Below are 26,493 nucleotides of genomic sequence, written 5' to 3'. Positions count from 1 at the left end.
CCGCGCCTCCGCCGTGTCCCGCCGCGCTCCCGTCCCCCTCCCCGAGGTGCCCTCGCCATGACCCAGCCGCCGCCCCCGCCGCCCAACCAGCCCCCGGGCGGCTTCGGCCCGCCCCAGGGCCAGCCGCCCCAGCAGCCGGGCCAGCCCCAGCACGGCCAGCAGCAGCCGCCGCAGCCGCCGACCCCGCCGGCCGGTCCGCCGCAGCAGCAGCCTGGCTACGGCTACCCGCAGGCACCGCAGCAGCCCCAGCAGCCGACGCCGCCGTACGGCTACCCGGGCCAGCAGCCCAACCCGTACACGCAGCAGCCCCAGCCGTACCCGACGCCCAACCCGTACGGCCAGCAGCCCGGTTACGGCTATCCGCAGCAGCAGCCCTACGCGACGCAGCCCGTCACGACGGCCGGCGGCGGCGCCAACGGCGGGCGGATCGCGGTCATCGTGGCCGCGGTCGTCGTCGTGATCGCCCTGGTCGTCGGCGGTGTGTTCCTGTTCAAGCCCGGTGACGACGGCGGCAAGGACGAGACCGCCAGCTCCAGCGGCGGCACCGGCGGCGGAGGCGACGACGGTCGGGGCGGCGGCGGGGACACCCCCGACGGCACCGAGAAGGTGCCCGCCGAGACCAACTCCGACGTCCTGTTCAAGGTCCCGTCGCCCAAGGTCGACGAGGACACCAGCGTCGTCGTCGCCGGCTCGTGGCTGACCGAGAAGGCGTACGTCAAGAGCGGCGTGTCCGAGATCGTCGGCTACGACCCCGCCAAGGGCACCGAGCTGTGGACGATCCCGCTGCCCGGACCGGTCTGCCAGGCCAGCCGGCACATCACCGACGGGCACCTCACGGCGATCGCGTTCCAGCCCGCGAAGCCCACCAAGGACAAGCCGTCCCACGGGTGCAGCCAGGTCGCCGCGATCGACCTCGACACCGGCAAGAAGCTGTGGACGAAGACCGCCAAGACCGGCAGCCGTGAGCTGCGCTTCGACAACCTCACCGTCAGCGGCGGCACCGTCGCCGCGGGCGGCACGAGCGGCGGCGCCGCCTTCGACCTGAGGACCGGCCGCTCGCTGTGGACGCCGAAGGCCGACGACGACTGCTACGACCTCGGCTACGGCGGCGGGCCCAAGCTCGTCGTGGTGCGCAAGTGCGGCAGCTACGACCAGCCGCAGCTGCACATCCAGACCGTCGACCCGAAGTCCGGGAAGGTGATCTCCGAGTACAAGATGGCCGAGGGCGTCGAGTACGCCAGCGTCATCTCCACCGACCCGCTCGTGGTCGCCGCCGAGGTCGGCGAGTCCGACGCCATCGGCATCTCGGACGCCTTCTCCATCGACAACAAGACGGGCAAGCTGCGCATCCGCATCCCGCTGCCCGCCGACAAGTTCGCGGCCCGCTGCTCCGGCGTCACCACCATCGAGGCCTGCACCGGCGTCGTCGTCGGCAACGACCGGCTGTACGCGGCGACCAAGGAGCACTCCGGCGGCGGCGAGTACGGCCGTACCAACGAGATCGTCGCCTTCGACCTGGCCACCGGCAAGCAGACCGGGCAGCGCGCCGACGCCGGCGACCGCTACACCATCACGCCGCTGCGCATGGACGGCGGCAATGTGATCGCCTACAAGCGGCCCCCGTACGACAAGGGCGGGCAGATCGTCAGCATCGACGGCGGCGACTTCAAGGAGACGAAGCTGCTGGAGAACCCGGCGGCGCGGCCGGTCCGGGACATCGAGACGCGGATGTCCCCGGACTACGCCGAGATCCTCTACTCGCAGGGCCGGCTGTACATGTCGTCCAGGTTCGCCAGCTCGCTGGGGAGTTCGGGCGAGCAGCGGTGGCATCTGATCGCGTTCGGCGCGAACGGCTGACGCGCGCGCCCCCTTTCGACGGCCCCGTTCCTGGTCAGGAGCGGGGCCGTCGGCTTACCGCCTGTGTGGCCGGGCGTGCGGGGAAAGCCGGAAATTCCGCCGTTCCGGGGCACTTATCGCCGGTAGGGGGAGCGCGACGTCGAACAAGCGTGTAGCTTCCGGGGGCATGAAGGGCGGCCCGGCCGGGAGGGGGCCGCTGTCCGCGCGGACCAGTGGGTATCCATAGTGGGGCGCCCGGACGGCGTGACGACCGCATCCGGGCATGGCGGGAGATCCATTGGGGGGACTGGGGGGTTGCTCGATGGGAGTGCGACTGATGGTGGTCGACGACCACCGGTTGCTCGCCGAGGCGCTGGCCTCGGCACTGAAACTGAGGGGGCATCGGGTGCTGGCCGCGGCGGCTCCGGCCGCGGGGGCGGCCGAGCTGGTGATCACGCGGGCGCCCGAGGTGTGTCTGCTGGGGACGGCGACACCGGCGGAGCCGGGGATGTTCGACCCGGTGGTGCGGATCAAGCGGGAGCGGCCGCAGGTGGCGGTGCTGGTCCTCGGGCCGGTGCCGAGCCCCCGCGGGATCGCGGCGGCGTTCGCGGCCGGCGCCTCCGGTTATGTGCGGCACGACGAGCGCATCGAGGGTGTCGAGCGGGCGATCATGAAGGCGCGGGCCGGTGAGGCGGCGGTGGCACCGCAGTTGCTGCAGGGCGCGTTCAGCGAGCTGCTGAACCCGGCGGCCCAGCCGGACGACGAGGGGCAGCGGTTGCTCCAGATGCTCACCCCGCGCGAGGTGGAGGTGCTGGTCCGGGTCGCCGACGGCGAGGACACCCGGCTCATCGCGGCCGGTATGGGCATCGCCCCGTCGACGGCCCGCACCCATGTCCAGCGGGTGCTGATGAAGCTGGGCGTCGGCTCGCGTCTGGAGGCGGCGGCGCTGGCGGCCCGCACCGGACTGCTCGACCGGGCGGGCCCGCTGCCCCGCCCGCACGCGCCGCCGGAACCGCCGTAGCGGGCCGGGGGCGAGGGCGGGTGCCGCTCGCCCCCGGCGGGGTCATTCGGACGGTTCGTCGCCCGGCGCGACCGGCGGGGGCGGCGGCGCGGCGGGCCGCAGCTTCAGCCAGGTCAGGAAGAACAGGCCGAGCAGCAGCATGCCCAGGCCGGTCCACAGGTTGATGTTGACGCCCTCGGCCTTGTCGATGGCGGCGTCGTCGTCGGTGATGCCGACGATCGTGACGATGACGCCGTAGACGACGAAGAGCCCGCCGATGATGCGGCGGATGTCGAAGAGCCGGGCGGCCGTCTCGGACTTCTCCTCCAGCTCGGTGACCTCGCGCTGGACGTCCTCCTCGGAGAAGCCGTGGTGGCGCGGGCGGTCGGGGTGCTCGGGACGGTCGGTCATGGTCGGTCGGACCTTCCTGTCAGAACGAGAACGGGATGTAGCAGGCGGCCGCCAGGATCACGGCGCCCCAGCCCAGCAGGGCGGGCCTGCGGTACCAGGCGTCGTCGCCCTCGGCGGGCGGCTCCGACATACCGGGGGAGCGGGTGCCGTAGACCAGGCCCTGCAGCTCCTTCGCCGGCTTGGGCGCGGTGAACAGGGAGACGGCGACCATGACGACCGCGCCGGCCACGAAGCCCGCGATGGCGGAGACGAAGTTCGCGCCCTGGTCGGTGGGGATGGAGATGACGTCCTGCTTGTACAGGACGAAGTAGTTGACCATCGCCGCCGTGGTGCCGGCGAGCAGTCCCCAGAAGCCCGACTTCATCGAGGCCCGCTTCCAGAACATGCCGATGATGAAGACGACGAACATCGGCACGTTGAAGAAGGAGAACAGCGTCTGGAGGTAGCTCATGATGTTCGAGAACGACGAGGCCAGGAACGCCGTCCCGATGGACGCCATGACGCCGATGGCCGTGATGAGCCGTCCGAAGCGCACGTAGTAGGTGTCCTCGCGGTCCTTGACCACGTACTTCTGCCAGATGTCCGTGGTGAACACGGTGTTGAAGGACGACACGTTGGCCGCCATGCCGGCCATGAACGCGGCGAGCAGTCCGGTGACCGCGATGCCGAGCACACCGTTGGGCAGCAGCCCCTCCATGAGGAAGGGGATGGCGTCGTTGTACTGGTAGCCGGACTCCTCGGTGCCGAAGCCGGGGACCAGGGCGGCGACGGCCAGACCGGGGATCATCACCAGGAAGACGATGAAGATCTTGGGGAAGGCCGCGATCAGCGGGGTGCGCTGGGCCGCGGAGAGGTTCTTCGCGGACAGGGCGCGCTGGACCTCGGCGAAGTTCGTCGTCCAGTAGCCGAAGGACAGCACGAAACCGAGGCCGAGGACGATCGTCAGCCAGTTGGCGCCGAGCGGGTTGGCGTCGCCGATGCCGGTGCCGCCCCAGGCGGTGACGAAGTCGTCGCCGTGGGCCTTGGTCAGGGTGTCGCTCAGGCCGTCCCAGCCGCCCACCTTCTTCAGGGAGAGGACCGTGATCGGGATGAGCGCGGCCAGGATCACGAAGAACTGCAGGACCTCGTTGTAGATCGCCGAGGACAGACCGCCCAGGGTGATGTAGGCCAGCACGAAGAATCCGGCGACCACGATGGCCACCCACTGCGGCCAGCCCAGCAGGGCCTCGACCACGATCGCGAGGGCGTACAGGTTGACCCCGGCGATGAGGATGGCGGCGAAGGCGAACAGGATCGAACTGAGCAGGTGGGCCGCCCGGTCGAAGCGCAGCAGCAGGAACTCCGGCACGGAGCGGACCTTGCTGCCGTAGTAGAAGGGCATCATCACCAGGCCGAGGAAGACCATGGCCGGGATGGCGCCGATCCAGTACCAGTGGACGGTGTAGGCGCCGTACTGGGCGCTGTTCGCGGCCATGCCGAGGATCTCGGTGGCGGCCAGGTTGGCGGAGATGAACGCCAGGCCGGTGACCCAGGCGGGCAGGGAGCGCCCGGACAGGAAGAAGTCGAGGCTCGTCTTCACCGAGCGGCGGGCCGCGAAACCGATGCCGAGCACGACGACGAAGTAGATGCCCAGCAGCGTGTAGTCGAGCCAGTTCGTGGGGAGCCGTAGCTCCGCGGCGAGGTAGGTGGGGGGATATGTGGGGGTTTCCATGTGTACTCGCTTCGTATAGCGAACCGATCCAGAGCGGAACCTACGCCGCCGTGTTCAGTAATTGAACACTTCGAGTGACGGTTTTTGTTTGATCGTGATGTTGACCGACCCTGGTGAGTTGTGTTCTCCTATGTTTGGTTCTGTTGGGTGAAGGTTCGGACAACTGTGGAGTCCCGCGTGAAGAAGACCTCGACCCGGCTGGCGGACGGTCGGGAGCTCATCTACTACGACCTGCGCGACGACACCCTGCGCCAGGCGGTCGACCGCCGCCCGCTGGAGCCCACCGTCACCACGTCCGAGATCCGCCACGACGACCTCCTCGGGGACGGCGTCGCCATCGCCTCCCACCGGCAGGGCCGCACCTACCACCCGCCCGCCGACGAATGCCCCCTCTGCCCGTCCCGCGACGGCCGGCTCAGCGAGATCCCCGACTCCTCCTACGACGTCGTCGTCTTCGAGAACCGCTTCCCCTCGCTCGCCGGCGACTCCGGGCGCTGCGAGGTCGTCTGCTTCACCTCCGACCACGACGCCTCCTTCGCCGATCTGACCGAGGAACAGGCGCGCCTCGTCCTGGACGCGTGGACCGACCGCACCTCGGAGCTGTCCTCGCTGCCCGCCGTTGAACAGGTGTTCTGCTTCGAGAACCGCGGCGCCGAGATCGGCGTCACCCTGGGGCATCCGCACGGGCAGATCTACGCCTACCCCTTCACCACGCCCCGCACCGCCCTGATGCTGCGTTCGCTCGCCCGCCACAAGGCGGCCACCGGCGGAGGCAACCTCTTCGACGCCGTCCTGGAGCGCGAACTCGCCGGGGAGCGCGTCGTCCTGGAGAGTGAACACTGGGTGGCCTTCGTGCCGTACGCCGCGCACTGGCCGTACGAGGTCCACCTGTACCCGAAGCGCCGGGTGCCCGACCTGCTCGCCCTCGACGAGGCGGCGCGCGCGGAGTTCCCCCAGGTCTATCTGGAACTGTTGAGGCGCTTCGACCGGATCTTCGGGGAGGGCGAGCCGCCCACGCCGTACATCTCCGGCTGGCATCAGGCGCCGTTCGGCCGGTCGGCGGAGTCCGACGGTGTCGTGCGCGACGACTTCGCGCTGCATCTCGAGCTTTTCACCATCCGCCGTACGTCCGGCAAGCTGAAGTTCCTCGCGGGTTCGGAGTCCGGCATGAACGTGTTCATCAACGACGTGCCGCCGGAGCGCGCGGCCGAGCGACTGCGAGAGGTAGCGAGTTAGATGAGCGGGAAGTTTCTGGTCACCGGGGGCGCGGGCTACGTCGGCAGCGTGGTCGCCCAGCACCTGATCGAGGCCGGGAACGAGGTCGTCGTCCTCGACAACCTCTCCACCGGCTTCCGTGAGGGCGTGCCGGCCGGGGCCGCGTTCATCGAGGGCGACATCCGCGACGCGGCCAAGTGGCTGGACCCCTCCTTCGACGCCGTGCTGCACTTCGCCGCCTACTCCCAGGTCGGCGAGTCCGTCGTGAAGCCCGAGAAGTACTGGGAGAACAACGTCGGCGGCTCCATGGCCCTGCTCGGCGCCATGCGCGAGGCGGGCGTGCGCACCCTCGTCTTCTCCTCCACGGCCGCCACATACGGCGAGCCCGCCGAGGTGCCGATCCTGGAGTCCGCGCCGACCCTCCCCACCAACCCGTACGGCGCCTCCAAGCTGGCCGTCGACCACATGATCACCGGTGAGGCGGCGGCCCACGGTCTCGCGGCGGTCTCCCTGCGCTACTTCAACGTCGCCGGCGCCTACGGGGAGCACGGCGAGCGCCACGACCCCGAGTCGCATCTGATCCCGCTGGTCCTCCAGGTCGCCCAGGGCCGGCGCGAGTCGATCTCCGTCTTCGGCGACGACTACCCGACGCCGGACGGCACCTGCGTGCGCGACTACATCCATGTCGCCGACCTCGCCGAGGCCCATCTGCTCGCCCTGAAGGCCGCCGTGCCGGGCGAGCACCTCGTCTGCAACCTCGGCAACGGCAGCGGCTTCTCCGTCCGCGAGGTCATCGAGACGGTCCGTCAGGTCACCGGGCACCCGGTGCCCGAAGTGGTGGCCCCGCGCCGGGCCGGCGACCCGGCCGTCCTGGTCGCCTCCGCCGGCACCGCCCGCGAGCGGCTCGGCTGGAACCCGTCCCGCACCGACCTCGCGGGCATCGTCGGGGACGCGTGGGAGTTCGCGCAGCGTATTGGCTAGGTTCTACGGCTGAGCGGCCGGTCAACTCTCCGGCCATGACGGCCGGTTCGGCAGGGAAGGTCAGGATCAGGGGATGAGCGTCGACACGGCGGCCACGGTCGCGGAGCGGTTCCGGGAGCTGTACGGGTCCGAGCCGGAGGGACTGTGGGCCGCGCCCGGGCGGGTCAACCTCATCGGCGAGCACACCGACTACAACGACGGCTTCGTCATGCCGTTCGCGCTGCCGCACACCGCGGTCGCCGCCGTCGGCCGCCGCGACGACGGTGTGCTGCGCCTGCACTCCGAGGACGTCCGCGGCGGTGTCGTGGAGCTGCGCGTCGACCACCTCGCCCCCGAGACGGACCGCGCCTGGACCGCCTACCCCGCCGGTGTCGTCTGGGCGCTGCGCAACGCGGGTCACGCCGTGGGCGGCGCCGACGTCCACCTCGCCTCCACCGTCCCGGCCGGTGCGGGCCTGTCCTCGTCGGCGGCCCTGGAGGTCGTCGTCGCCCTCGCCCTGAACGACCTGTACGACCTGGGCCTGAAGGGCTGGCAGCTGGCCCGTCTGTGCCAGCGCGCCGAGAACGTCTACGTCGGCGCCCCCGTCGGCATCATGGACCAGACGGCGTCCGCCTGCTGCGAGGCAGGCCACGCCCTCTTCCTGGACACCCGCGACCTCTCCCAGCGGCAGATCCCCTTCGACCTGGCCGCGGAGGGCATGCGCCTGCTCGTGGTCGACACCCAGGTCAAGCACTCCCACAGCGAGGGCGAGTACGGCAAGCGCCGCGCCGGCTGCGAGAAGGGCGCCGCCCTGCTCGGCGTGGACGCCCTGCGCGACATCCCCTACGGCGAACTCGACGCGGCCCTCGCCCGGATCGGCGACGACGAGGAGGTGCGCCGCCTGGTCCGGCACGTCGTCACCGAGGACCAGCGCGTCGAACGGGTCGTCGGCCTGCTGGAGTCCGGCGAGACCCGGGCCATCGGACCGGTCCTGACCGAGGGCCACGCCTCGCTGCGCGACGACTTCCGCGTCTCCTGCCGCGAACTCGACCTGGTCGTCGACACCGCCCTGACCGCCGGGGCGCTCGGCGCCCGGATGACCGGCGGCGGCTTCGGCGGCTCCGCGATCGTGCTGGCCGAGGCCGGGGACGTCGAGGGGATCACCAAGGCCGTCGAGGACGCCTTCGCCGCGGCCGGCCTCACCGCGCCGCGCGTCTTCGAGGCCGTACCGGCGGCGGGCGCGCGCCGGCTGAGCTGAGCGCTCAGCGCAGCCGTTTCACGAGCGTGTACTCGGTGATCCCCGGCGGATAGTCGGGGATCACGCACACCACGTCGTACCCCTGCTTCTGGTAGAACTCCGGCGCCTGGAAGTCCCAGGTCTCCAGGCGCACGGAAGCACAGCCCCGCTCGTCGCGGGCGACGCGCTCCGCCTGTGCGAGCAATTGCGAACCGAGCCCGGCACCGCGGTGGCGTCCGTCCACCCACAGATACGTGACGTGCAGCCAGGTGGCCCAGGTGTGGCCGACCAGACCACCGGCCACGGCGCCCGCGTCGTCCAACGCCCACACATGGAGCGGAAGTTCGCGTTCACCTGGGGTTCCGCGCAGCGCGCGCAGCACCGGGGAGGCCGCGGTGTTGGTGTCCCGCAGTCTCCGCCGGAGCAGATCCCGCCGGGAAGTGTCGACTTCTGTCTCCAGACGAAACATGCGGCTCACCATAAACGCGTCGGCGAACCAGTTCTGCAAATCCGCTTCCGCTCATCGCCGTCGCCCGTACTCTGATGAGCAGCACCGGTGGGGGCCGGTGCTGATCAGGGGGCGAGACAGTCGGGTTCGACGCCCGGCGTGGGGGGTAGCAGTTCCTGCACGGCGGCGGCCGTGCGTGCCCTTCGCGTCCGGGCGTCGCGCCCGCGACCGTGTTCGTCTCCCGGTGTCGTCCTCATGACGATGGGGTATCCCCTGCTCTTCGGGAGCGTGGGGAAGGGGGTTTCGTGGTTCGCATCCGAGTCCTGGTCGTCGACGACCATCGCATCTTCGCCGAGTCGCTCGCCGCCGCACTGGCGGCCGAGCCCGACGTCGAGGTCTCCGCCGCGGGCAGCGGTCCGGCCGCGCTGCGCAGCCTGGAGCGCGCGGCCGCCGAGGGGCGCCGCTTCGACGTGCTGCTCGTCGACGCCGACCTGGGCGGCGCCATGCCGGGCATACGGCCCGCCCCGCCCGTCCAGGAGGTGGGCGAGGACGGACTGGTCGACGGCATCTCGCTGGTCGCGGGCGTCCGCTCCGCGCAGCCCGCCGTACGGACCGTCGTCCTCGCCGAGAAGGACGACCCGCGCCGTGCCGCGCTCGCCCTGCAGGCCGGGGCGTCCGGCTGGGTCGCCAAGGACTGCTCGCTGTCCCGGCTGCTCACCGTGATCCGCGGGGTGCTGCGCGACGAGACGCACCTCCCGCCCGCCCTGCTCACGGGGGTGCTGCGCGAGCTGACGGCGGCCCGCAAGCACCGCACGGAGAGCGAGCGGCTCGTGGAGTCGCTGACCCCGCGCGAGCGGGAGGTGCTGCGCTGCATGGTCGCCGGCCTGGGCCGCAAGGCCGTCGCCGAACGCCTGTTCCTCTCCCCGCACACGGTCCGCACGCACATGCAGAACGTCCTGGGCAAACTGGGCGTCCACTCCACCCTGGCCGCAGTAGCCCTGGCCCGCCGAGCCGGAGTAGGCCCAGTAGACCTGACCCCACCCACCAGAATCCTCCCAGAAGCAACAACAAGCGCCTGACGATAAAGCGCCGTCCGCCGACAACACCCTCAGGGGCGCGGGGAGCTGCGCGCCCGGCCACGACGACGCGGCGCCCGCATCAAACCGGCCCCGGCACCCCGCTCCCGCGAGCGCCGTCCGCCGAAAACACCCTCAGGGGCGCGGGGAACTGCGCGCCCGGCCACAACGACGCGGCGCCGGGCACCCGCGCAGGACCCCAGCGGCGCAGCCCCGGGCAGCACACCTACCCGGGGATGTTGTCGAAGGGCGCGGTCAGCCTGCGCAGCAACCCCGCCAGCTCGGCCCGCTGCCCCCCCGAGAGCTCCCCCAGAATCGCCCGCTCCTGCGCAAGCAGCCCCGCCAGGGCCTGGTCGGCCCGATCCCGCCCCTCGGCGGTCAGCCGCACCAGCACCCCACGCCGGTCACTCGGATCCGGCAGCCGCTCGACCAGCCCCTTCTTGGCCAGCCGGTCGATCCGGTTCGTCATCGTCCCCGACGTGACCAGCGTCTGCGTCAGCAACTGCCCCGGAGAGAGCTGATACGGCGCCCCCGCCCGCCGCAGCGCGGTCAGCACGTCGAACTCCCACGGCTCCAGGCTGTGCTCGGAAAACGCCAGCCGCCGCGCACGGTCCAGATGCCGGGCCAGCCTGCTCACCCGGCTGAGCACCTCGAGTGGCTCCACGTCGAGGTCAGGGCGCTCCCGGCGCCACGCTGCGACCAGCCGATCGACCTCGTCCTCCATGACGATCAGTGTAGTGGTTGTGTCGACGTGAAGTCTCTTGACGTCAAGATAAAACTGGAGGCAGGGTAGGAGCCCGGAAGACAGGAGGCCCCGCCATGTCACCAGCAGCCACCCCCACCCCGACCTGGGACCCGGCGCAGTACCTGCGTCACGCCGACCACCGCGCCCGCCCCTTCACCGACCTCCTCGCCCGCGTCCCCCCGCTCCCCGGCGACCGGCCCCGCATCGCCGACCTCGGCTGCGGCCCCGGCAACGTCACCGCCCTTCTCGCCGAGCGCTGGCCCACCGCCCACATCACCGGCCTCGACAACTCCGCCGAGATGCTCGACCGCGCCCACACCGAGCACGAGGGCCCCACCGCGGGCGGCGGCCGCCTGGACTTCGCCCACGCCGACGTCGCCATGTGGACGCCCGAGGAGCCCTACGACCTGATCGTCAGCAACGCCACCCTGCAGTGGGTGCCGGGCCACGCCGACCGCTTCGGCTCCTGGGTGGCCGGTCTGCGCCCCGGCGGCACCTTCGCCTTCCAGATCCCCGGCAACTTCGACGCCCCGAGCCACCGCCTGATGCGCGACCTCGCCGCCCGCCACGGCGTCGCCGACGTCCTGCGCCACTCCGACGCCGTGCTCGACCCGAGCGAATACCTGGCCCGCCTGACCGCCCTGGACTGCGCGGCGGACGTATGGGAGACGACGTATCTGCATCTGCTGACCGGCGAGGACCCCGTCCTGGACTGGGTGAAGGGCACCGGCCTGCGCCCCGTCCTCACCGCGCTCGCCGACGACCCCGGCCGCCGGGACGCCTTCCTCGACGAGTACCGGGCCGCGCTGCGCGAGGCGTACCCGCCCGGCCCGCACGGCACGCCGTTCCCGTTCCGCCGCCTGTTCGCCGTAGCCCGCAAGGAGCAGTGATGATCAGCGCCGTCGACCACGTCCAGCTCGCCGCCCCGCCCGGCTCCGAGGACCGTCTGCGCGCGTACTACGGGGACGTCCTCGGCATGACCGAGATCCCCAAGCCCCCCGCGCTCGCGGCCCGCGGCGGCTGCTGGTTCCAGACGGGCGGCGTCCAGCTGCACCTCGGCGTCGAGGCGGACTTCCGGCCTGCGTACAAGGCCCACCCCGGGCTGCGGGTCACCGGGATCGCCGCGTACGGCGCCAGGCTGGCCGCGCTCGGTGCCACCGTGGAGTGGGACGGCGCCCTCCCCGGGCACCGCAGGTTCTACTCGTACGACCCCGTCGGCAACCGTCTGGAGTTCCTGGAGCCCGATCCCGCTGTTTGAGCCGTGACCCGCGGGACACCCGTTCTGTGGCAGCGACAGTCGAGCCTTGCGGGAGTTGAGAGACGTGGCGAAGGAAGAGAAGTCCCGGGCCATGAAGGAACAGGTCAAGGGCAAGGCGAAGGAAGCCATGGGCAGGATGACCGGCAACGAGCGGATGACCGCCGAGGGCAAGGCCGACCAGATGAAGGGCGACGCGCGTCAGGCGAAGGAGAAGGGCAAGGACACCTTCAAGCACTGACGCATACCGTCCGCACGACCGACACGGGCGCGCGGGGTGCTGTGGGGGCACCCCGCGCGCCCGTGTCCGCGTCCGCCTCCGCGTCCGTACAAGCCTTCCGGCGTCAGCTCTTGCGGCGCCCGATCAGATGCGGGCGGGCCTCCAGGCCGTCCAGGCCGTGCCAGGCCAGGTTCACCAGGTGCGCCGCCACCTCCGCCTTCTTCGGGCGGCGCACGTCCAGCCACCACTGCCCGGTCAGGGCGACCATCCCCACCAGCGCCTGCGCGTACAGCGGGGCCAGCTTCGGGTCGAAACCGCGGCTCTTGAACTCGCGGCCCAGGATGTCCTCCACCTGGGTGGCGATGTCGGAGATCAGCGAGGCGAACGACCCGGTCGACTGGGGGATGGGCGAGTCACGGACCAGGATCCGGAAGCCGTCCGTGTACTCCTCGATGTAGTCCAGCAGCGCGAACGCCGCCTGCTCGCACAGCTCCCGCGGATGCCCCGCGGTCAGCGAGCCGGTCACCATGTCGAGCAGTCGCCGCATCTCCCGGTCCACGACGACCGCGTACAGCCCTTCCTTGCCGCCGAAGTGCTCGTACACCACCGGCTTGGACACCCCGGCCTTGGCCGCGATCTCCTCCACCGACGTGCCCTCGAACCCCTTCGCGGCGAACAGGGTGCGACCGATCTCCAGCAACTGCTGGCGTCGCTCCGCACCGGTCATCCGGGTGCGGCGCGTGCGCCGCGGCTTGTCGTTGCTGGAGGTGCTGGAGTCGGTCGCCACGGCGTCAATCATGCCGCCTTCGCGGGCTCCTTCCGGCGGCGGGCTCCTTCTTCCCCGGTGTTACGGCGGGAATCGATACGCGAGCGTGACGGCCAGCGCACGTCGTACGCCCAGCCGAACTTCTCGAAGATCTTGATGAAGCGGGCCGAGGAGTCGATCTGCCAGCGCTCCACACCGTGCCGCGCGGACGTCGGATCGGCGTGGTGCAGGTTGTGCCAGGACTCGCCGCACGACAGGACGGCCAGCCACCACACGTTGCCCGAGCGGTCACGCGACTTGAAGGGGCGCTTGCCCACGGCGTGGCAGATGGAGTTGATCGACCAGGTCACGTGGTGCAGCAGGGCCACCCGGACGAGGGACCCCCAGAAGAAGCCGGTGAAGGCGCCCCACCAGGACATCGTCACCAGACCGCCGATCACGGCGGGCAGGGCCAGCGACAGGATCGTGAAGGACACGAAGTGACGGGAGACGGCGCGGATCGCGGGGTCCTTGATCAGGTCCGGCGCGTACTTTTCCTGCGGCGTCTGCTCCTCGTCGAACATCCATCCGATGTGTGCCCACCACAGGCCCTTCATCAGGGCCGGCAGGGTCTCGCCGAACCGCCACGGCGAGTGGGGGTCGCCCTCGGCGTCCGAGAACTTGTGGTGCTTGCGGTGGTCCGCCACCCAGCGGACGACCGGGCCCTCCACGGCCATCGACCCGGCGACGGCCAGCGCGATCCGCAGCGGCCGCTTGGCCTTGAACGAACCGTGCGTGAAGTAGCGGTGGAAGCCGATCGTGATGCCGTGGCAGCCGAGGAAGTAGAAGAAGACCAGCAGGCCGAGGTCGAGCCAGCTGACCCCCCAGCCCCACGCCAGCGGTACCGCCGCGAGGAGCGCGAGGAACGGCACGATGATGAAGAGGAGAAGAGCGATCTGCTCGATCGACCGTTTCTTCTCCCCGCCGAGGGTGGCGGTGGCAGTCGGGGTGTCGTCGTTCGCCTGCGGGGCGTCTTCGATCACATCGGAGCTCGTGGTCATGGGCGTCCCCTGTGGGGTCGAGGGTTGTGACAGATGCCGTGTCACGGTCGGGAGGGCTCCGCGTGCGCGGTGCCTACGGTTCCGTAACCTACGGCGACGTAAGTATGGCAGTGCGCCGCCCTGCGGCAAGAGCCCGTGAGACAGCGCGTCCCCATGGACACCTATCCTTGTCTCGGTCGGACAGCGCGGTCCGCTCTGATTTCTTCCCGGATGTCAGGAGCCGTAAGCGGTGGTCCCGCCGTACGGCCCAGGCGACGGGTTCCCCTCCCGGACGAGCTTCAACACTGCAAGGAGCCGCACCTGTGAGCAGTGCCGACGACCAGACTGTGCCCCAGGCGACCACCAGCACCGAGCTGCGAGCCGACATCCGCCGGCTGGGTGACCTCCTCGGCGAGACACTCGTCCGCCAGGAGGGCCCCGAGCTGCTGGAGCTCGTCGAGAAGGTCCGCCGCCTCACCCGGGAGGACGGCGAGGCCGCAGCGGAGCTGCTGCGTGGCACGGAACTCGACACCGCGGCCAAGCTGGTCCGCGCCTTCTCCACCTACTTCCACCTGGCCAACGTCACCGAGCAGGTGCACCGCGGCCGTGAGCTGCGCGCCCGGCGCGCCGCCGAGGGCGGCCTGCTCGCCCGCACCGCCGACCGCCTCAAGGACGCCGACCCCGAGCACCTGCGGCAGACGATCCAGCACCTCAACGTGCGCCCCGTCTTCACCGCGCACCCCACCGAGGCCGCCCGCCGGTCCGTGCTCAACAAGCTCCGGCGCATCGCCGCGCTCCTGGAGACCCCGGTCCTCGAAGGCGACCGTCGCCGCAACGACACCCGACTGGCCGAGAACATCGACCTCGTCTGGCAGACCGACGAACTGCGCGTCGTCCGCCCCGAGCCCGCCGACGAGGCCCGCAACGCCATCTACTACCTCGACGAACTGCACGCCGGCGCCGTCGGCGACGTCCTCGAGGACCTCACCGCCGAACTGGAGCGCGTCGGGCACAAGCTCCCCGACGACACCCGCCCCCTCACCTTCGGCACCTGGATCGGCGGCGACCGCGACGGCAACCCCAACGTCACCCCCCAGGTGACCTGGGACATCCTGATCCTCCAGCACGAGCACGGCATCAACGACGCCCTGGAGATGATCGACGAGCTGCGCGGCTTCCTGTCGAACTCCATCCGCTACACCGGGGCCACGGACGAACTCCTCGCCTCCCTCCAGGCCGACCTCGACGCCCTGCCCGAGATCAGCCCCCGCTACAAGCGGCTCAACGCCGAGGAGCCCTACCGGCTCAAGGCCACCTGCATCCGCCAGAAGCTGGAGAACACCAAGACCCGGCTGGCCCGCAACACCCCGCACGAGCCCGGCCGCGACTACCTCGGCACCGGCGAACTGCTCGCCGACCTCACCCTGATCCAGAGCTCCCTGCGCGAGCACCGCGGCGGCCTCTTCGCCGACGGGCGCCTGGACCGCACCATCCGCACCCTCGCCGCCTTCGGCCTGCAGCTCGCCACCATGGACGTCCGCGAGCACGCCGACGCCCACCACCACGCCCTCGGCCAGCTGTTCGACCGGCTCGGCGAGGAGTCCTGGCGGTACGCCGACATGCCGCGCGACTACCGGGCCAAGCTCCTCGCGAAGGAGCTTCGCTCCCGCCGGCCGCTCGCCCCGAGCCCGGCGCCCGTCGACGCCGCCGGCGAGAAGACCCTCGGTGTCTTCCAGACCGTCAAGCGGGCCCTGGAGGTCTTCGGACCCGAGGTGATCGAGTCGTACATCATCTCGATGTGCCAGGGCGCCGACGACGTCTTCGCCGCGACCGTCCTCGCCCGCGAGGCCGGCCTGATCGACCTGCACGCCGGATGGGCGAAGATCGGCATCGTGCCGCTGCTCGAGACCACCGACGAGCTCAAGGCCGCCGACACCATCCTCGAGGACATGCTGTCCGACCCGTCCTACCGGCGCCTCGTCGCGCTGCGGGGCGACGTCCAGGAGGTCATGCTCGGCTACTCGGACTCCTCCAAGTTCGGCGGCATCACCACCAGCCAGTGGGAGATCCACCGCGCCCAGCGCCGGCTGCGCGACGTCGCCCACCGCTACGGCGTACGGCTGCGCCTCTTCCACGGCCGCGGCGGCACCGTCGGCCGCGGCGGCGGCCCCTCCCACGACGCGATCCTCGCCCAGCCCTGGGGCACCCTCGAAGGCGCCATCAAGGTCACCGAACAGGGCGAGGTCATCTCCGACAAGTACCTGGTCCCCTCGCTGGCCCGGGAGAACCTGGAACTGACCGTCGCCGCCACCCTCCAGGCCTCCGCGCTGCACACCGCGCCGCGCCAGTCCACCGAGGCGCTCGCCCGCTGGGACGCCGCGATGGACGTCGTCTCCGACGCCGCCCACACCGCGTACCGCAAGCTCGTCGAGGATCCCGACCTGCCGACGTACTTCGTCGCCTCCACCCCCGTCGACCAGCTCGCCGACCTGCACCTCGGCTCGCGGCCCTCCCGCCGCCCCGGCTCGGGCGTCTCCCTCGACGGGCTGCGCGCCATCCCCTGGGTGTTCGGCTGGACCCAGTCCCGGCAGATCGTCCCCGGCTGGTACGGCGTCGGCAGCGGCCTGAAGGCGCTGCGCGAGGCCGGCCTCGACACCGTGCTCGACGAGATGCACGAGCAGTGGCACTTCTTCCGCAACTTCATCTCCAACGTCGAGATGACCCTCGCGAAGACCGACCTGCGTATCGCCCAGCACTACGTCGACACCCTCGTCCCCGACGAGCTCAAGCACGTCTTCGACGCCATCAAGGCCGAGCACGAGCTGACCGTCGCCGAGGTGCTGCGCGTCACCGGCGAGAGCGAACTCCTCGACGCCCAGCCCGTCCTCAAGCAGACGTTCGCCATCCGTGACGCCTACCTGGACCCGATCTCCTACCTCCAGGTCGCCCTGCTCAAGCGCCAGCGCGAGGCCGCGGCCAGCGGCACCGACCCCGACCCGCTGCTCGCCCGCGCCCTGCTCCTCACGGTCAACGGCGTGGCGGCCGGCCTCCGCAACACCGGCTGACCCCGTACGAAAGACGGTGCCCCCGTGCTCGCGCGAGCACGGGGGCACCGTCTTTCAGTGCGGCGATCCGGGTCAGGCCCTGCGGCGCCGCAGCACCAGATAGCCGCCCGCGCCCAGCAGCGCCGCGGCGGCCGCGGACAGCAGGCCCACCGGGGCCTCGTTGCCGGTCTCGGCGAGATCGCCCTCGCCGCCCTGCGGGGACGGGGACGACGACGGCGCCGCCTCGGCGGCCGGCGTCTCAGCCGGAGCCTCGGAGGCGGAGGCGGACGCGGACAGGGCGGGTGCCGTCGCGTCCTCCCCGCAGTCCGTCCAGAACACCTTGTGCTTCGCGGACCCCTTCTCGCCCGCGAAGTTCCAGAACAGCTTGTAGTGCCCGTCGGGCAGCGTCAGATCCGCCGTACGGCCGTGGCCCTCGCCGTCCAGCGTGAGCGCGCCGGACCGCACGGTCTCGCCCTTGACGCCGGCCGTCGGCGCCCAGGCCTCGATGTGCCAGTCGACCTGCTGGGCGCGGTCGAACCCGAAGGCGTCCAGGTAGAACGTGCACACGTGCGGTTCGTTGCGGCGCAACTCCTCGCCGGTGGCGGAGTCATGGATCTTCACGGTGCCGTTGTCGCCGGGAGCGGTGGCGTGGGCGGCCGCCGGGAGGCACAGCACGGCGGAGGCGGCGACGGCGGACAGGGCGCCGGCGCGAAAGAGGGTACGCATGGGGCAGCAGTCCATCTGCGAGTGGGAACGGGACGATGTGGAGGGGGCGGCTCAGCTTCCAGCCGTCGCTGAACGAAGGTCAATCACGAAGCGGCCACACTCCGGACCTCCACAGACATGGAGAACGGGCAGCCCGCTCACACCATGACGAAAGCGCCCGTCAGCAGGGCCAGGCCCGTGCCTGCCAGCAGCCAGGAGAGGCGGGCGCTGCGCAGGCCGCCTGCCGCCACCACCGAGGCGAGCAGGAAGGCGCCGCCCAGGGGGACCCAGGCGTAGAGGACGCCCGCGGGGCCCGAGCGGACCACCTCGTCCGTGCCCGGCTTCACCACCACGGCGTATGTCTCGCCCTTGTGTACCGCGACGTTGTTCTCGATCCTCACCGAGTCGCGCTCGCGGGATCCCACGGAGACCGGTGTGTACGGGCCCGTGCACGAGTCGCCGGTGCAGCGGGCGACCTCGATCGTGCCGTGCTCACGGCCCTTGGTGAGCATCACGTGCTGGGCGCTGCCCCACGACCCCCACACACCCGCGACCAGGATGAGCAGCACGACCGTCCCCATCGCCGCGACCCGGCCGAACCGCAGCGCGGAGACGGCGCCCTGACTGGAGACAACGGCGGAAGGCATGGCCGCGATCCTTGGCCATGCCCCTACGGCCGGTCAACTCGACGCCGACCGCGCCGGCGGACAAGTCAGGAGTTGTACGTGCTTTGCGCCCGCTCCAGGCCCTCGATCACCAGACACTCCACCGCGTCCGCCGCCCGGTCCACGAAGTAGTCCAGCTCCTTGCGCTCCGCCGCCGAGAAGTCCTTCAGCACGAAGTCCGCCACCGGCATCCGGCCCGGCGGACGCCCCACGCCGAACCGCACCCGGTGATAGTCGGAACCCATGGCTTTTGTCATCGACTTCAGGCCGTTGTGCCCGTTGTCCCCGCCGCCGAGCTTCAGCCGCAGCGTGCCGTAGTCGATGTCCAGTTCGTCGTGCACGGCGACGATGTTGCCCAGCGGCACCTTGTAGAAGTCGCGCAGCGCGTTCACCGGGCCGCCCGACAGGTTCATGTACGACATCGGCTTCACCAGCACCACCCGCCGGTTCGCCGGACCGGGCGGGCCGATGCGCCCCTCGACGACCTGCGCCTGCGCCTTCCCGGCCCGCTTGAACTTGCCCCCGATCCGCTCCGCCAGCAGATCCACCACCATGAACCCCACGTTGTGCCGGTTCCTGGCGTACTCGGGCCCCGGATTACCGAGACCGGCGATCAGCCACGGCGCACTCGGATCGGTCGTCACGTCCACGTCTCCATTGATACGCGCCGGCCGCCGCCCCCGGAGGGACGGCGGCCGGCGAACACGACGGCGGAACCGGAACGGCTCCCGCCACGACTCGAGGATCAGGCCTCGGCGACGTCCTCGCCCTCGGCCTCGGCGCCCTCGGCGGCCTCCTCGGCCTGCGCGGCCAGGACCTGCAGCACGACGGTGTCGTCCTCGACGGCCAGCTTGGTGCCCTTGGGCAGCTCGATGTCCTTGGCGAGGATCGAGGCGCCGGCCGCGAGGCCCTCCACCGACACGGTGACCGACTCGGGGATGTGCGTGGCCTCGGCCTCGACCGGAAGGGCGTTCAGCACGTGCTCGAGCAGGTTGCCGCCCGGGGCCAGCTCGCCCTCGGCGTGCACGGGGATCTCGACCGTGACGGTCTCGCCGCGCTTGACCAGCTGCAGGTCGACGTGCTCCAGGAAGCCCTTCAGCGGGTCGCGCTGCACGGCCTTCGGGATGGCCAGCTCGTTGGTCTTGCCGTCGATGTCCAGCGCGATCAGGACGTTCGGCGTACGCAGGGCGAGCAGCAGCTCGTGGCCCGGAAGCGTCAGGTGCAGCGGGTCGGAACCGTGGCCGTACAGCACACCGGGGACCTTGTTGTCACGACGGATACGGCGGGCGGCACCCTTACCGAACTCGGTACGGGTCTCGGCGGCGATCTTCACCTCGGACATGGCGATCACTCCTCGTAGAAGTAGAACGGACGGGGTCACCCGGCCACGAACGGCCTGCTACGAAGAGCGCGTCGATAACGGACAACCGCCTCCACAACGGGAAACGGCCTCCCTCGCCGAGCAACTGCAGCAGTCTACTCGGGGAGGGAGGCCGTTCCCAAAACGATCTTCGGCGCTCGCCTACTGCTCGTCGAACAGGCTCGTCACCGAACCGTCCTCGAACACCTCGCGCGCCGCACTGGCGATCGTCGGCGCGATCGAGAGCACCGTCAGCTTGTCCAGATCCGCCGCCAGTTCACCCGGGGTCGGCAGCGTGTTCGTGAACACGAACTCGCTCACCCGCGAGTTCTTCAGGCGGTCCGCCGCCGGACCCGACAGCACACCGTGCGTCGCCGTCACGATGACGTCCTCCGCCCCGTGCGCGAACAGCGCGTCCGCCGCGGCGCAGATCGTGCCACCGGTGTCGATCATGTCGTCGACCAGGACGCAGACGCGGCCCTTGACCTCACCCACGACCTCGTGGACGGTCACCTGGTTCGCCACGTCCTTGTCACGCCGCTTGTGGACGATGGCCAGCGGCGCGCCCAGCCGGTCGCACCAGCGGTCCGCGACCCGGACCCGGCCCGCGTCCGGCGAGACGACCGTCAGCTTGTCCTTGTCGACCTTGCGGCCGACGTAGTCCGCCAGCAGCGGCAGCGCGAACAGGTGGTCCACCGGCCCGTCGAAGAAGCCCTGGATCTGGTCGGTGTGCAGATCCACGGTCAGGATGCGGTCCGCGCCGGCCGTCTTCATCAGGTCCGCGATCAGACGGGCCGAGATGGGCTCACGGCCACGGTGCTTCTTGTCCTGGCGGGCGTAGCCGTAGAACGGCACGATCACCGTGATCGAGCGGGCCGACGCACGCTTCAACGCGTCGATCATGATCAACTGCTCCATGATCCATTTGTTGATCGGCGCCGTGTGGCTCTGGATCAGGAAACAGTCCGCACCCCGCGCAGACTCCTGATACCGCACATAGATCTCGCCGTTCGCGAAGTCGAAGGCCTTCGTCGGGACGACCCCGACACCCAACTGCTGGGCGACCTCCTCGGCAAGCTCGGGGTGGGCGCGGCCGGAGAAGAACATCATCTTCTTCTCGCCGGTCGTCTTGATCCCGGTCACAGCACTGTCTCCTCAGAGGTGTCTCAGCTGGGTGTGCACCTATCACGGTACGCCGTGTCCGACGCACCCGTTTCCGGTCAGTCTTCGCTTCCGCCCTGCCGGGACGCCTCCTCGGCCGCCCGCGCCGCCGCGCTCCCCGGACGCTTGCGGGCCACCCAACCCTCGATATTCCGCTGCTGGCCACGGGCCACGGCCAGCGAACCGGGCGGCACATCCTTCGTGATCACGGACCCGGCGGCGGTGTACGCACCGTCCCCGATCGTGACAGGAGCCACAAACATGTTGTCCGAACCCGTACGGCAGTGGGACCCCACCGTCGTGTGGTGCTTGTCCTGGCCGTCGTAGTTCACGAACACGCTGGCCGCGCCGATGTTCGTGTACTCGCCGATCGTCGCGTCCCCCACGTACGACAGATGCGGGACCTTCGTCCCCTCACCGATCGACGCGTTCTTGGTCTCCACGTACGTGCCGATCTTGCCCTTGGCGCCCAGCCGGGTACCCGGACGCAAATACGCGAACGGACCCACCGACGCCCCGGCACCCACCACGGCGCCGTCCGCCACCGTGTTGTCCACCCGGGACCCCGCGCCCACGCGCGTGTCCCGCAGCCGGCAGTTGGGCCCGACCTCGGCGCCCTCTCCCAGATGCGTGGCGCCCAGCAGCTGCGTACCCGGCAGCACGACCGCGTCCTGCTCGAACGTCACCGACACGTCGATCCACGTCGACGCCGGGTCCACCACCGTGACGCCGGACAGCATCGCCGCCGTCAGCAGCCGGTCGTTCAGGATCCGGCGCGCCTCGGCCAGCTGCACCCGGTTGTTGATGCCCGCGATCTCCCGGTGGTCCGACGCCACCGACGCGCCCACCCGGTGCCCGGCCTCCCGCAGGATGCCGAGGACGTCCGTCAGGTACTCCTCGCCCTGGCTGTTGTCCGTGCGCACCTTGCCCAGCGCGTCCGCGAGGAGCTGACCGTCGAACGCGAACACCCCGGAATTGATCTCCCGGATCGCCCGCTGCGACTCCGACGCGTCCTTGTGCTCCACGATCGCCGTCACCGCGCCCGAGGCGCCGTCCCGCACGATCCGGCCGTAGCCCGTCGCGTCCGGAACCTCCGCCGTCAGCACGGTCACCGCGTTGCCGTCCGCCGCGTGCGTCGCCGCCAGCGCCGACAGCGTGCCGCCGGTCAGCAGCGGCGTGTCGCCGCAGACGACCACGACCGTGCCCTCGACCGGGCCGCCCAGCTCCTCCAGGGCCATCCGCACCGCGTGCCCCGTGCCGTTCTGCTGCGCCTGCACGGCGGTGCGCACGGCGGGGTCGATCTCACCGAGATGTGCGGTGACCTGCTCACGCGCGTGACCGACCACGACGACGAGATGCTCGGGGTCCAACTCGCGGGAGGCGGCCAGCACATGCCCGACGAGACTGCGTCCGCAGAGCTCGTGCAGGACCTTGGGTGTGGCCGACTTCATACGGGTGCCCTCACCCGCTGCGAGAACGACGACGGCTGCCGGGCGAATGGCGCTCACGGGATGCCCTTCGGCTGTGATGGGGGAGGGGTGACATCCGCAGGATACCGGGGCGTTTCCCGGCGGACATGAGAGCGGGCCCCGACCGTGGACGCTGCCAGGTGGGGCCCGAACCGAAGATGTGCTCCCGGGGGAGGACTCGAACCCCCATGATCAGAACCAAAATCTGACGTCTTGCCCTTAGACGACCCGGGATGGGCTGGATGTCCGATTCAGTAGATCGTCCGATCGGACGGCTCCTACTATGCCGTACCAGCAGCCTTCGACGCGACGATACAAGTCCGCGCTGCTCGGGACGGTCCGGGAAAGTCGACGGAAATGGGTGGGGGTGCGCCCGTAGGCTGGAGGCATGACCAGGACGGGGGAAGAGCACGCCGGGGACCCGCCGCCGGGGGGTGGGCCGTGGTGGTGGAGCAGGGCGCGTGGCGCCGTGCTGGACGGGACGCTGGCCGGCGCGTCCGCGGTGGAGTGCGCGTTCGAGGGCGTCGGGTTCGCGCGGGACGCGGGGCTGCCGGTGCCGGTCGGGGTGGTGTTCGGGGCGCTGGCGGGCTCGGTGCTGCTGCTGCGCCGCCGGTGGCCGATCGCGGTGGTGCTGGTGTCGATCGCGGTGCTGCCGGCGCAGATGGGCTTCCTGCTGAGCATCGTCGGCCTGTACACCCTGGCCGCCTCGGAGCTGCCGCGCCGGATCATCGCGTCGCTGGCGGGGATGTCGTTCGTCGGCACACTGATCGTGACGTTCGTGTGGGTCCGCCAGGACGTGGCGCGGGGGAATCTGACGTGGGGCGACTGGGTGGTGCCCTTCGCTTCGTTGACGACGGCGATCGGGCTGACGGCGCCGTCGCTGCTGCTCGGCCTGTACGTGGGGGCCCGGCGCCGGCTCATGGAGAGCCTGCGGGAGCGGGCGGACAGCCTGGAGCGGGAGCTCCAGCTGCTCGCGGAGCGGGCGGAGGAGCGCGCCGAGTGGGCGCGCAACGAGGAGCGGACGCGGATCGCGCGGGAGATGCACGACGTCGTCGCGCACCGGGTGAGCCTGATGGTGGTGCACGCGGCGGCGTTGCAGGCGGTGGCGCGCAAGGACCCGGAGAAGGCCGTGCGCAATGCCGCGCTGGTGGGGGACATGGGCCGGCAGGCGCTGACGGAGCTGCGGGAGATGCTCGGGGTGCTGCGCAGCGGTGTGGCGTCGGCGAACGCCTCGCGGGGCGCGGTGGTGCCGTTGGCGGCGGTGGGGGTCGCCGCGGCGGTGGCCGCCGACCGGGAGCGGGCGGAGGAGCCGGTCGCCGAGGGGCCGTGCCTGTCGGAGCTGGACGAGCTGGTGGGGCAGTCGGCGGCGGCGGGGATGGTCGTCGATCTGTCGGTCGAGGGGGAGTCCAGGGAGTACGCGCCGGAGGTGGAGCAGACGGCGTACCGGGTGGTGCAGGAGGCGCTGACGAACGTCCACAAGCACGCGGCGGGCGCGAAGACGTATGTGCGCCTCGCGCACCGGGTGTCGGAGATCGCGATGCAGGTGGAGAACGAGCCGCCGCCGGAGGCGTCGTCGGCGTCGTCCGCGCGTCTGCCGTCGGGCGGCAACGGTCTGGTGGGGATGAAGGAGCGGGTGTCGGCGCTGGGCGGGGTGTTCGTGTCGGGGCCGACGGACGCGGGGGGCTTCCGGGTGTCGGCGGTGATCCCCGCGGCGTGACCGCGGTGTGACCGCGGCGGGTTCAGGGCGCGGTGAGACGGGCGGGTTCGAGGCCGGTGACGAGTCCGGCGAGGGCCTGGTCGATGTCGGCGCCGAGGTACCAGTCTCCGGTGTGGTCGAGGGCGTAGACCCGGCCCTCGCTGTCGATGGCGAGCAGGGAGTCGGTGCCGGTCTCGGTGCCGAGGGGGCTGACGTCGGTGTCGAGGGCGCGGCCGAGGTCGCCGAGGGTGCGGGCCATGTGCAGGCCGTGCAGGGGGTCGAGGTGGAGGGCGGCGGGGGCGATCTGCCGTCCGGGTCCGGCCGGGGTGATGTGCAGGCCGCCGAACTCGGCCCAGGCCTCGACGGCGGCGGGGAAGACGGTGTGGCGGTGCCCGGCGGGCGAGGTGTGGTCGCGCAGGGTGTCGGCCCAGATCTCGGCTTGCTTGATGTCCCAGCGCCCGGGCTGCCAGCCGGCGGCGCGCAGGGCGGCGTCGACGGGCACGGGGAAGCGGGTGGTCGAGGTGCGGTCGGTGTGCATCGGCTCTTCGTTCGTCGAGTGTGCCGGGGCCGGGTGGGGGGTCGGGGTCCGGGCGCGCGCGGCGGTGTGCGGGTCGTGCGGGCTGGGGGCTCAGTCGGCGGGCGGCGTGGGGTCGACGATGCGGACGCCGAAGTGGGCGCTGAGGGCGGTGCAGGCGCGGCAGGGGGTGACGAAGCTGCCGTGCAGCGGATCGCCGTCCTCGCGGATCCGGCGGGTGGTGAGCTTGGCCTGCTTGAGGGCTTTGCGCGCTTCGCCGTTCGTCATGGGTTTGCGGGAGGCGCGTTTGCTGCGGGCCGTGTCGGCGGCGGCGATGTGCCGCGAGATGAGGATGGTCTCGGCGCAGCGTCCGGTGAAGCGGTCCCGTTCGTTGCTGGTGAGGGTGTCGAGGAAGTCCTGGACCAGGTGGTGCAGGGCGGGGGGCTGGTCGCCCCGGGCGGCGGTGCCGGTGAGGGTGGCGCCGCGTACGGAGAGGGCGGCGGCGACGGTGGGGAGTATGCCGTCGCGGCGGTGCAGGAGGGGCGGTGTGTACGGGGTGCCGTCGGCGCTCCATCCGATGCGGGGGTCGCCGGACCTGCCTGAGTGCGGGTCGGTCTGTGTCGCGTTCATGGTCATCATCCCCTCCTGAGCATCCCCCGGGCATGCTCTCGGACGTCACAGAGTGCCAAATGGCGTGGCGGGTGCGGAAGCTGGGGCGACGCGACACGCCCGTGTCGGGGCGGGCTGTCACGGTGGGGTGACGCCTTGTCACGGCGGTGAGGGGGGCTGTCCCCTGTGCCGGTGACCGTGGTCGTCGTACCGCATAGGCTGTCGCCACCGCTTTCCATGCGGTGACGCGTGGACGCAGACGAGTCAGTCGATTCGGGGCGTTGTGACCGTGTGTGGTCATGGCGGGCCCGGGTCAGAACGCCGCAGGGGGCTACCGCCATGACGACAGGTCGGCTCGGGCTGGGGGATCCTCCCGGCCGCCAGGCCGGGGGACACGCCGCGCCGCCGAACGCGGCCTACGCCGGGCAGGTCGTGCATTTTCCCGACCCGGTGCGGGCGGCCCGGCACCCCAGAGGGGTGCGGGTGGACGAGCGGGGTTACCCCGACTTCTCGCCGTACGCGCGGGCGGCGGCGGAGATCGCGGAGCCGCCGGAGGGTTTCGGTGTCGACGAACTGCGGCTGACGGACTACGTGTCGGCGAACGCGGCGCTGGCGGCGTCGGGGCACGCGTTGTGGGACACGGTGCCGGCGGTGGCGACGCCGCACGGCTGGACGTGGCACCACGTGGTGGGCTCGCGGCGGCTGGAGCTGGTCCCGGTCGAGGTGAAGGCGCTGCTGCGGCATCACGGCGGGATCGCGACGTCGGGCGTGGACCAGCTCAAGCGCGGCACGCGCCCGTTGCAGGAGACGCGGCCGGCGCACTTCCGGCTGCCGAAGTCGGGCGTGGCGGTGACGGAGGCGCAGGCGCTGGGCGTTGAGGAGGACCTCGGCTACCGGCTGCCGGGCGCGTACCGGTCGTTCCTGAAGGCCGCGGGCGGCTGTGCCCCGGTGGGGACGGCGCTGGACGCGGAGTTGGGGCTGCTGATCGACCAGCCGTTCTTCACGGTCCGGGACGAGGCGGCGGTCAACGACCTGGTCTATGCGAACAAGTGCCTGCGGGACCATCTCACCAAGGACTACCTGTGTGTGGGGTTCGTGCAGGGCGGGCTGCTGGCCGTGAAGGTGAAGGGCGAGCGGATCGGCTCGGTGTGGTTCTCGGCCTACGACGACGCGCGGGACGTGGATCCGTCGTGGTCGGTGGCGGAGCGCGTGGAGCGGCTGCTGCTGCCGTGCGGTGAGGACTTCGACGCGTTCCTGTCCCGGCTGGCGGGCTCTCCGCCGGAGCTGGACACGGTGGCGAATCTGATGGTGGACGGTGGGTTCGCGCGTGCGGTGCCTGTCGAGGCCGCGGCTGCGGGGGAGTGAGCTTCG

At 71.2% G+C, this 26,493-nt stretch carries 26 protein-coding genes and 1 tRNA gene; 12 read left to right on the top strand and 15 right to left on the bottom strand.

Going from position 1 to position 26,493, the window contains the following annotated elements; genetic code table 11:
• The first annotated feature begins 57 nt into the window (after window positions 1–57).
• Together DC008_RS14270 and DC008_RS14265 are read left to right on the top strand one after the other, a co-directional pair.
• Complete coding sequence (locus tag DC008_RS14270; protein ID WP_108707313.1) at window positions 58–1,857, top strand: outer membrane protein assembly factor BamB family protein; 1,800 nt, start codon at window positions 58–60, stop codon at window positions 1,855–1,857.
• Window positions 1,858–2,158: 301 nt separating this feature from the next.
• Window positions 2,159–2,857, top strand: coding sequence for a helix-turn-helix transcriptional regulator (locus DC008_RS14265; RefSeq protein ID WP_108707312.1), 699 nt, complete (start codon window positions 2,159–2,161; stop codon window positions 2,855–2,857).
• Window positions 2,858–2,899: 42 nt separating this feature from the next.
• Here DC008_RS14265 and DC008_RS14260 read toward each other — a convergent pair whose 3' ends face one another.
• Window positions 2,900–3,247: a hypothetical protein gene (locus DC008_RS14260; protein ID WP_108707311.1), complete on the bottom strand. Its 348-nt coding sequence runs from the start codon at window positions 3,245–3,247 to the stop codon at window positions 2,900–2,902.
• A 19-nt stretch (window positions 3,248–3,266) separates the two neighbouring features.
• Window positions 3,267–4,958, bottom strand: a complete 1,692-nt coding sequence (locus tag DC008_RS14255) for a sodium:solute symporter family protein (protein WP_108707310.1) — start codon at window positions 4,956–4,958, stop codon at window positions 3,267–3,269.
• 177 nt (window positions 4,959–5,135) lie between these two features.
• Between DC008_RS14255 and galT the strand changes: the two genes are divergently transcribed.
• From galT to galK, 3 genes are all read left to right on the top strand, one after another.
• Complete coding sequence (gene galT / locus DC008_RS14250) at window positions 5,136–6,194, top strand: galactose-1-phosphate uridylyltransferase (RefSeq protein ID WP_108707309.1); 1,059 nt, start codon at window positions 5,136–5,138, stop codon at window positions 6,192–6,194.
• A complete protein-coding gene (galE, locus tag DC008_RS14245) occupies window positions 6,195–7,154 on the top strand; it encodes a UDP-glucose 4-epimerase GalE (RefSeq protein ID WP_108707308.1) in 960 nt (319 codons plus the stop codon).
• A gap of 73 nt (window positions 7,155–7,227) precedes the next feature.
• On the top strand, window positions 7,228–8,391 hold the full coding sequence (gene galK / locus DC008_RS14240) for a galactokinase (RefSeq protein WP_108707307.1): 1,164 nt from the start codon (window positions 7,228–7,230) through the stop codon (window positions 8,389–8,391).
• A gap of 4 nt (window positions 8,392–8,395) precedes the next feature.
• Here galK and DC008_RS14235 read toward each other — a convergent pair whose 3' ends face one another.
• The gene (locus DC008_RS14235) at window positions 8,396–8,851 is read right to left on the bottom strand and encodes a GNAT family N-acetyltransferase (RefSeq protein ID WP_055624900.1); all 456 of its coding nucleotides are present in this window, start codon (window positions 8,849–8,851) and stop codon (window positions 8,396–8,398) included.
• A gap of 272 nt (window positions 8,852–9,123) precedes the next feature.
• On the opposite strand from DC008_RS14235, the gene DC008_RS14230 reads away from it, so the two are divergent.
• Entirely contained in the window at window positions 9,124–9,897 is a 774-nt protein-coding gene (locus DC008_RS14230; protein WP_055624846.1) for a LuxR C-terminal-related transcriptional regulator, read from the top strand.
• Between the two features lie 223 nt (window positions 9,898–10,120).
• Here DC008_RS14230 and tamR read toward each other — a convergent pair whose 3' ends face one another.
• Entirely contained in the window at window positions 10,121–10,618 is a 498-nt protein-coding gene (gene tamR / locus DC008_RS14225) for a MarR family transcriptional regulator TamR (RefSeq protein WP_055624899.1), read from the bottom strand.
• 95 nt (window positions 10,619–10,713) lie between these two features.
• On the opposite strand from tamR, the gene DC008_RS14220 reads away from it, so the two are divergent.
• The 3 genes from DC008_RS14220 (at window position 10,714) to DC008_RS14210 (ending at window position 12,135) form a co-directional block, all read left to right on the top strand.
• Entirely contained in the window at window positions 10,714–11,529 is an 816-nt protein-coding gene (locus DC008_RS14220; protein WP_108707306.1) for a trans-aconitate 2-methyltransferase, read from the top strand.
• On the top strand, window positions 11,529–11,897 hold the full coding sequence (locus tag DC008_RS14215) for a VOC family protein (RefSeq protein WP_108707305.1): 369 nt from the start codon (window positions 11,529–11,531) through the stop codon (window positions 11,895–11,897). Before DC008_RS14220 ends, DC008_RS14215 begins: the two co-directional genes overlap by 1 nt.
• 64 nt (window positions 11,898–11,961) lie before the next feature.
• A complete protein-coding gene (locus DC008_RS14210; protein WP_079033879.1) occupies window positions 11,962–12,135 on the top strand; it encodes a CsbD family protein in 174 nt (57 codons plus the stop codon).
• Window positions 12,136–12,238: 103 nt separating this feature from the next.
• On the opposite strand, the gene DC008_RS14205 is transcribed toward DC008_RS14210, so the two are convergent.
• Window positions 12,239–12,913, bottom strand: coding sequence for a TetR/AcrR family transcriptional regulator (locus tag DC008_RS14205; protein ID WP_108707304.1), 675 nt, complete (start codon window positions 12,911–12,913; stop codon window positions 12,239–12,241).
• The gene (locus DC008_RS14200) at window positions 12,910–13,920 is read right to left on the bottom strand and encodes an acyl-CoA desaturase (protein WP_108707303.1); all 1,011 of its coding nucleotides are present in this window, start codon (window positions 13,918–13,920) and stop codon (window positions 12,910–12,912) included. The genes DC008_RS14205 and DC008_RS14200 overlap by 4 nt, the downstream gene beginning before the upstream one ends.
• Before the next feature lie 302 nt (window positions 13,921–14,222).
• Here DC008_RS14200 and ppc point away from each other — a divergent pair, with 302 nt between their 5' ends.
• A complete protein-coding gene (gene ppc, locus DC008_RS14195; protein ID WP_108707302.1) occupies window positions 14,223–16,964 on the top strand; it encodes a phosphoenolpyruvate carboxylase in 2,742 nt (913 codons plus the stop codon).
• Between the two features lie 72 nt (window positions 16,965–17,036).
• Here ppc and DC008_RS14190 read toward each other — a convergent pair whose 3' ends face one another.
• The 7 genes from DC008_RS14190 to DC008_RS14160 all read right to left on the bottom strand — a co-directional run bounded on the left by DC008_RS14190 (window position 17,037) and on the right by DC008_RS14160 (window position 22,537).
• Window positions 17,037–17,669, bottom strand: a complete 633-nt coding sequence (locus tag DC008_RS14190; protein ID WP_108707301.1) for an LPXTG cell wall anchor domain-containing protein — start codon at window positions 17,667–17,669, stop codon at window positions 17,037–17,039.
• A gap of 137 nt (window positions 17,670–17,806) precedes the next feature.
• Window positions 17,807–18,295: a hypothetical protein gene (locus DC008_RS14185; RefSeq protein WP_108707300.1), complete on the bottom strand. Its 489-nt coding sequence runs from the start codon at window positions 18,293–18,295 to the stop codon at window positions 17,807–17,809.
• Between the two features lie 65 nt (window positions 18,296–18,360).
• Window positions 18,361–18,963 (bottom strand): aminoacyl-tRNA hydrolase, encoded by a 603-nt coding sequence (gene pth, locus DC008_RS14180; RefSeq protein ID WP_108707299.1) that lies wholly within the window; start codon window positions 18,961–18,963, stop codon window positions 18,361–18,363.
• Between the two features lie 95 nt (window positions 18,964–19,058).
• Window positions 19,059–19,655 (bottom strand): 50S ribosomal protein L25/general stress protein Ctc, encoded by a 597-nt coding sequence (locus DC008_RS14175; protein WP_108707298.1) that lies wholly within the window; start codon window positions 19,653–19,655, stop codon window positions 19,059–19,061.
• Window positions 19,656–19,835: 180 nt separating this feature from the next.
• Window positions 19,836–20,816 (bottom strand): ribose-phosphate diphosphokinase, encoded by a 981-nt coding sequence (locus tag DC008_RS14170; RefSeq protein ID WP_062673931.1) that lies wholly within the window; start codon window positions 20,814–20,816, stop codon window positions 19,836–19,838.
• A 77-nt stretch (window positions 20,817–20,893) separates the two neighbouring features.
• Complete coding sequence (gene glmU / locus DC008_RS14165; protein ID WP_108707297.1) at window positions 20,894–22,342, bottom strand: bifunctional UDP-N-acetylglucosamine diphosphorylase/glucosamine-1-phosphate N-acetyltransferase GlmU; 1,449 nt, start codon at window positions 22,340–22,342, stop codon at window positions 20,894–20,896.
• A 124-nt stretch (window positions 22,343–22,466) separates the two neighbouring features.
• Window positions 22,467–22,537, bottom strand: a tRNA-Gln gene (locus DC008_RS14160).
• A gap of 154 nt (window positions 22,538–22,691) precedes the next feature.
• Between DC008_RS14160 and DC008_RS14155 the strand changes: the two genes are divergently transcribed.
• Window positions 22,692–24,020 carry a sensor histidine kinase gene (locus DC008_RS14155; RefSeq protein WP_108707296.1) on the top strand — a complete coding sequence of 443 codons (1,329 nt, stop codon included), beginning with the start codon at window positions 22,692–22,694 and terminating at the stop codon, window positions 24,018–24,020.
• Between the two features lie 22 nt (window positions 24,021–24,042).
• Here DC008_RS14155 and DC008_RS14150 read toward each other — a convergent pair whose 3' ends face one another.
• Window positions 24,043–24,537: an SUKH-3 domain-containing protein gene (locus DC008_RS14150; RefSeq protein ID WP_108707295.1), complete on the bottom strand. Its 495-nt coding sequence runs from the start codon at window positions 24,535–24,537 to the stop codon at window positions 24,043–24,045.
• A 90-nt stretch (window positions 24,538–24,627) separates the two neighbouring features.
• Window positions 24,628–25,152 carry a YwqJ-related putative deaminase gene (locus DC008_RS14145; protein ID WP_055624834.1) on the bottom strand — a complete coding sequence of 175 codons (525 nt, stop codon included), beginning with the start codon at window positions 25,150–25,152 and terminating at the stop codon, window positions 24,628–24,630.
• 309 nt (window positions 25,153–25,461) lie between these two features.
• On the opposite strand from DC008_RS14145, the gene DC008_RS14140 reads away from it, so the two are divergent.
• Window positions 25,462–26,487 (top strand): SMI1/KNR4 family protein, encoded by a 1,026-nt coding sequence (locus tag DC008_RS14140; RefSeq protein ID WP_108707294.1) that lies wholly within the window; start codon window positions 25,462–25,464, stop codon window positions 26,485–26,487.
• Window positions 26,488–26,493: the final 6 nt, after the last annotated feature.

The sequence above is a fragment of the Streptomyces nigra genome, from assembly GCF_003074055.1.
Taxonomy (GTDB): Bacteria; Actinomycetota; Actinomycetes; order Streptomycetales; family Streptomycetaceae; genus Streptomyces; species Streptomyces nigra.
The sequence above is the reverse complement of the archived record's forward strand: the minus strand, read 5'-3'. Positions and strand labels throughout refer to the sequence as shown.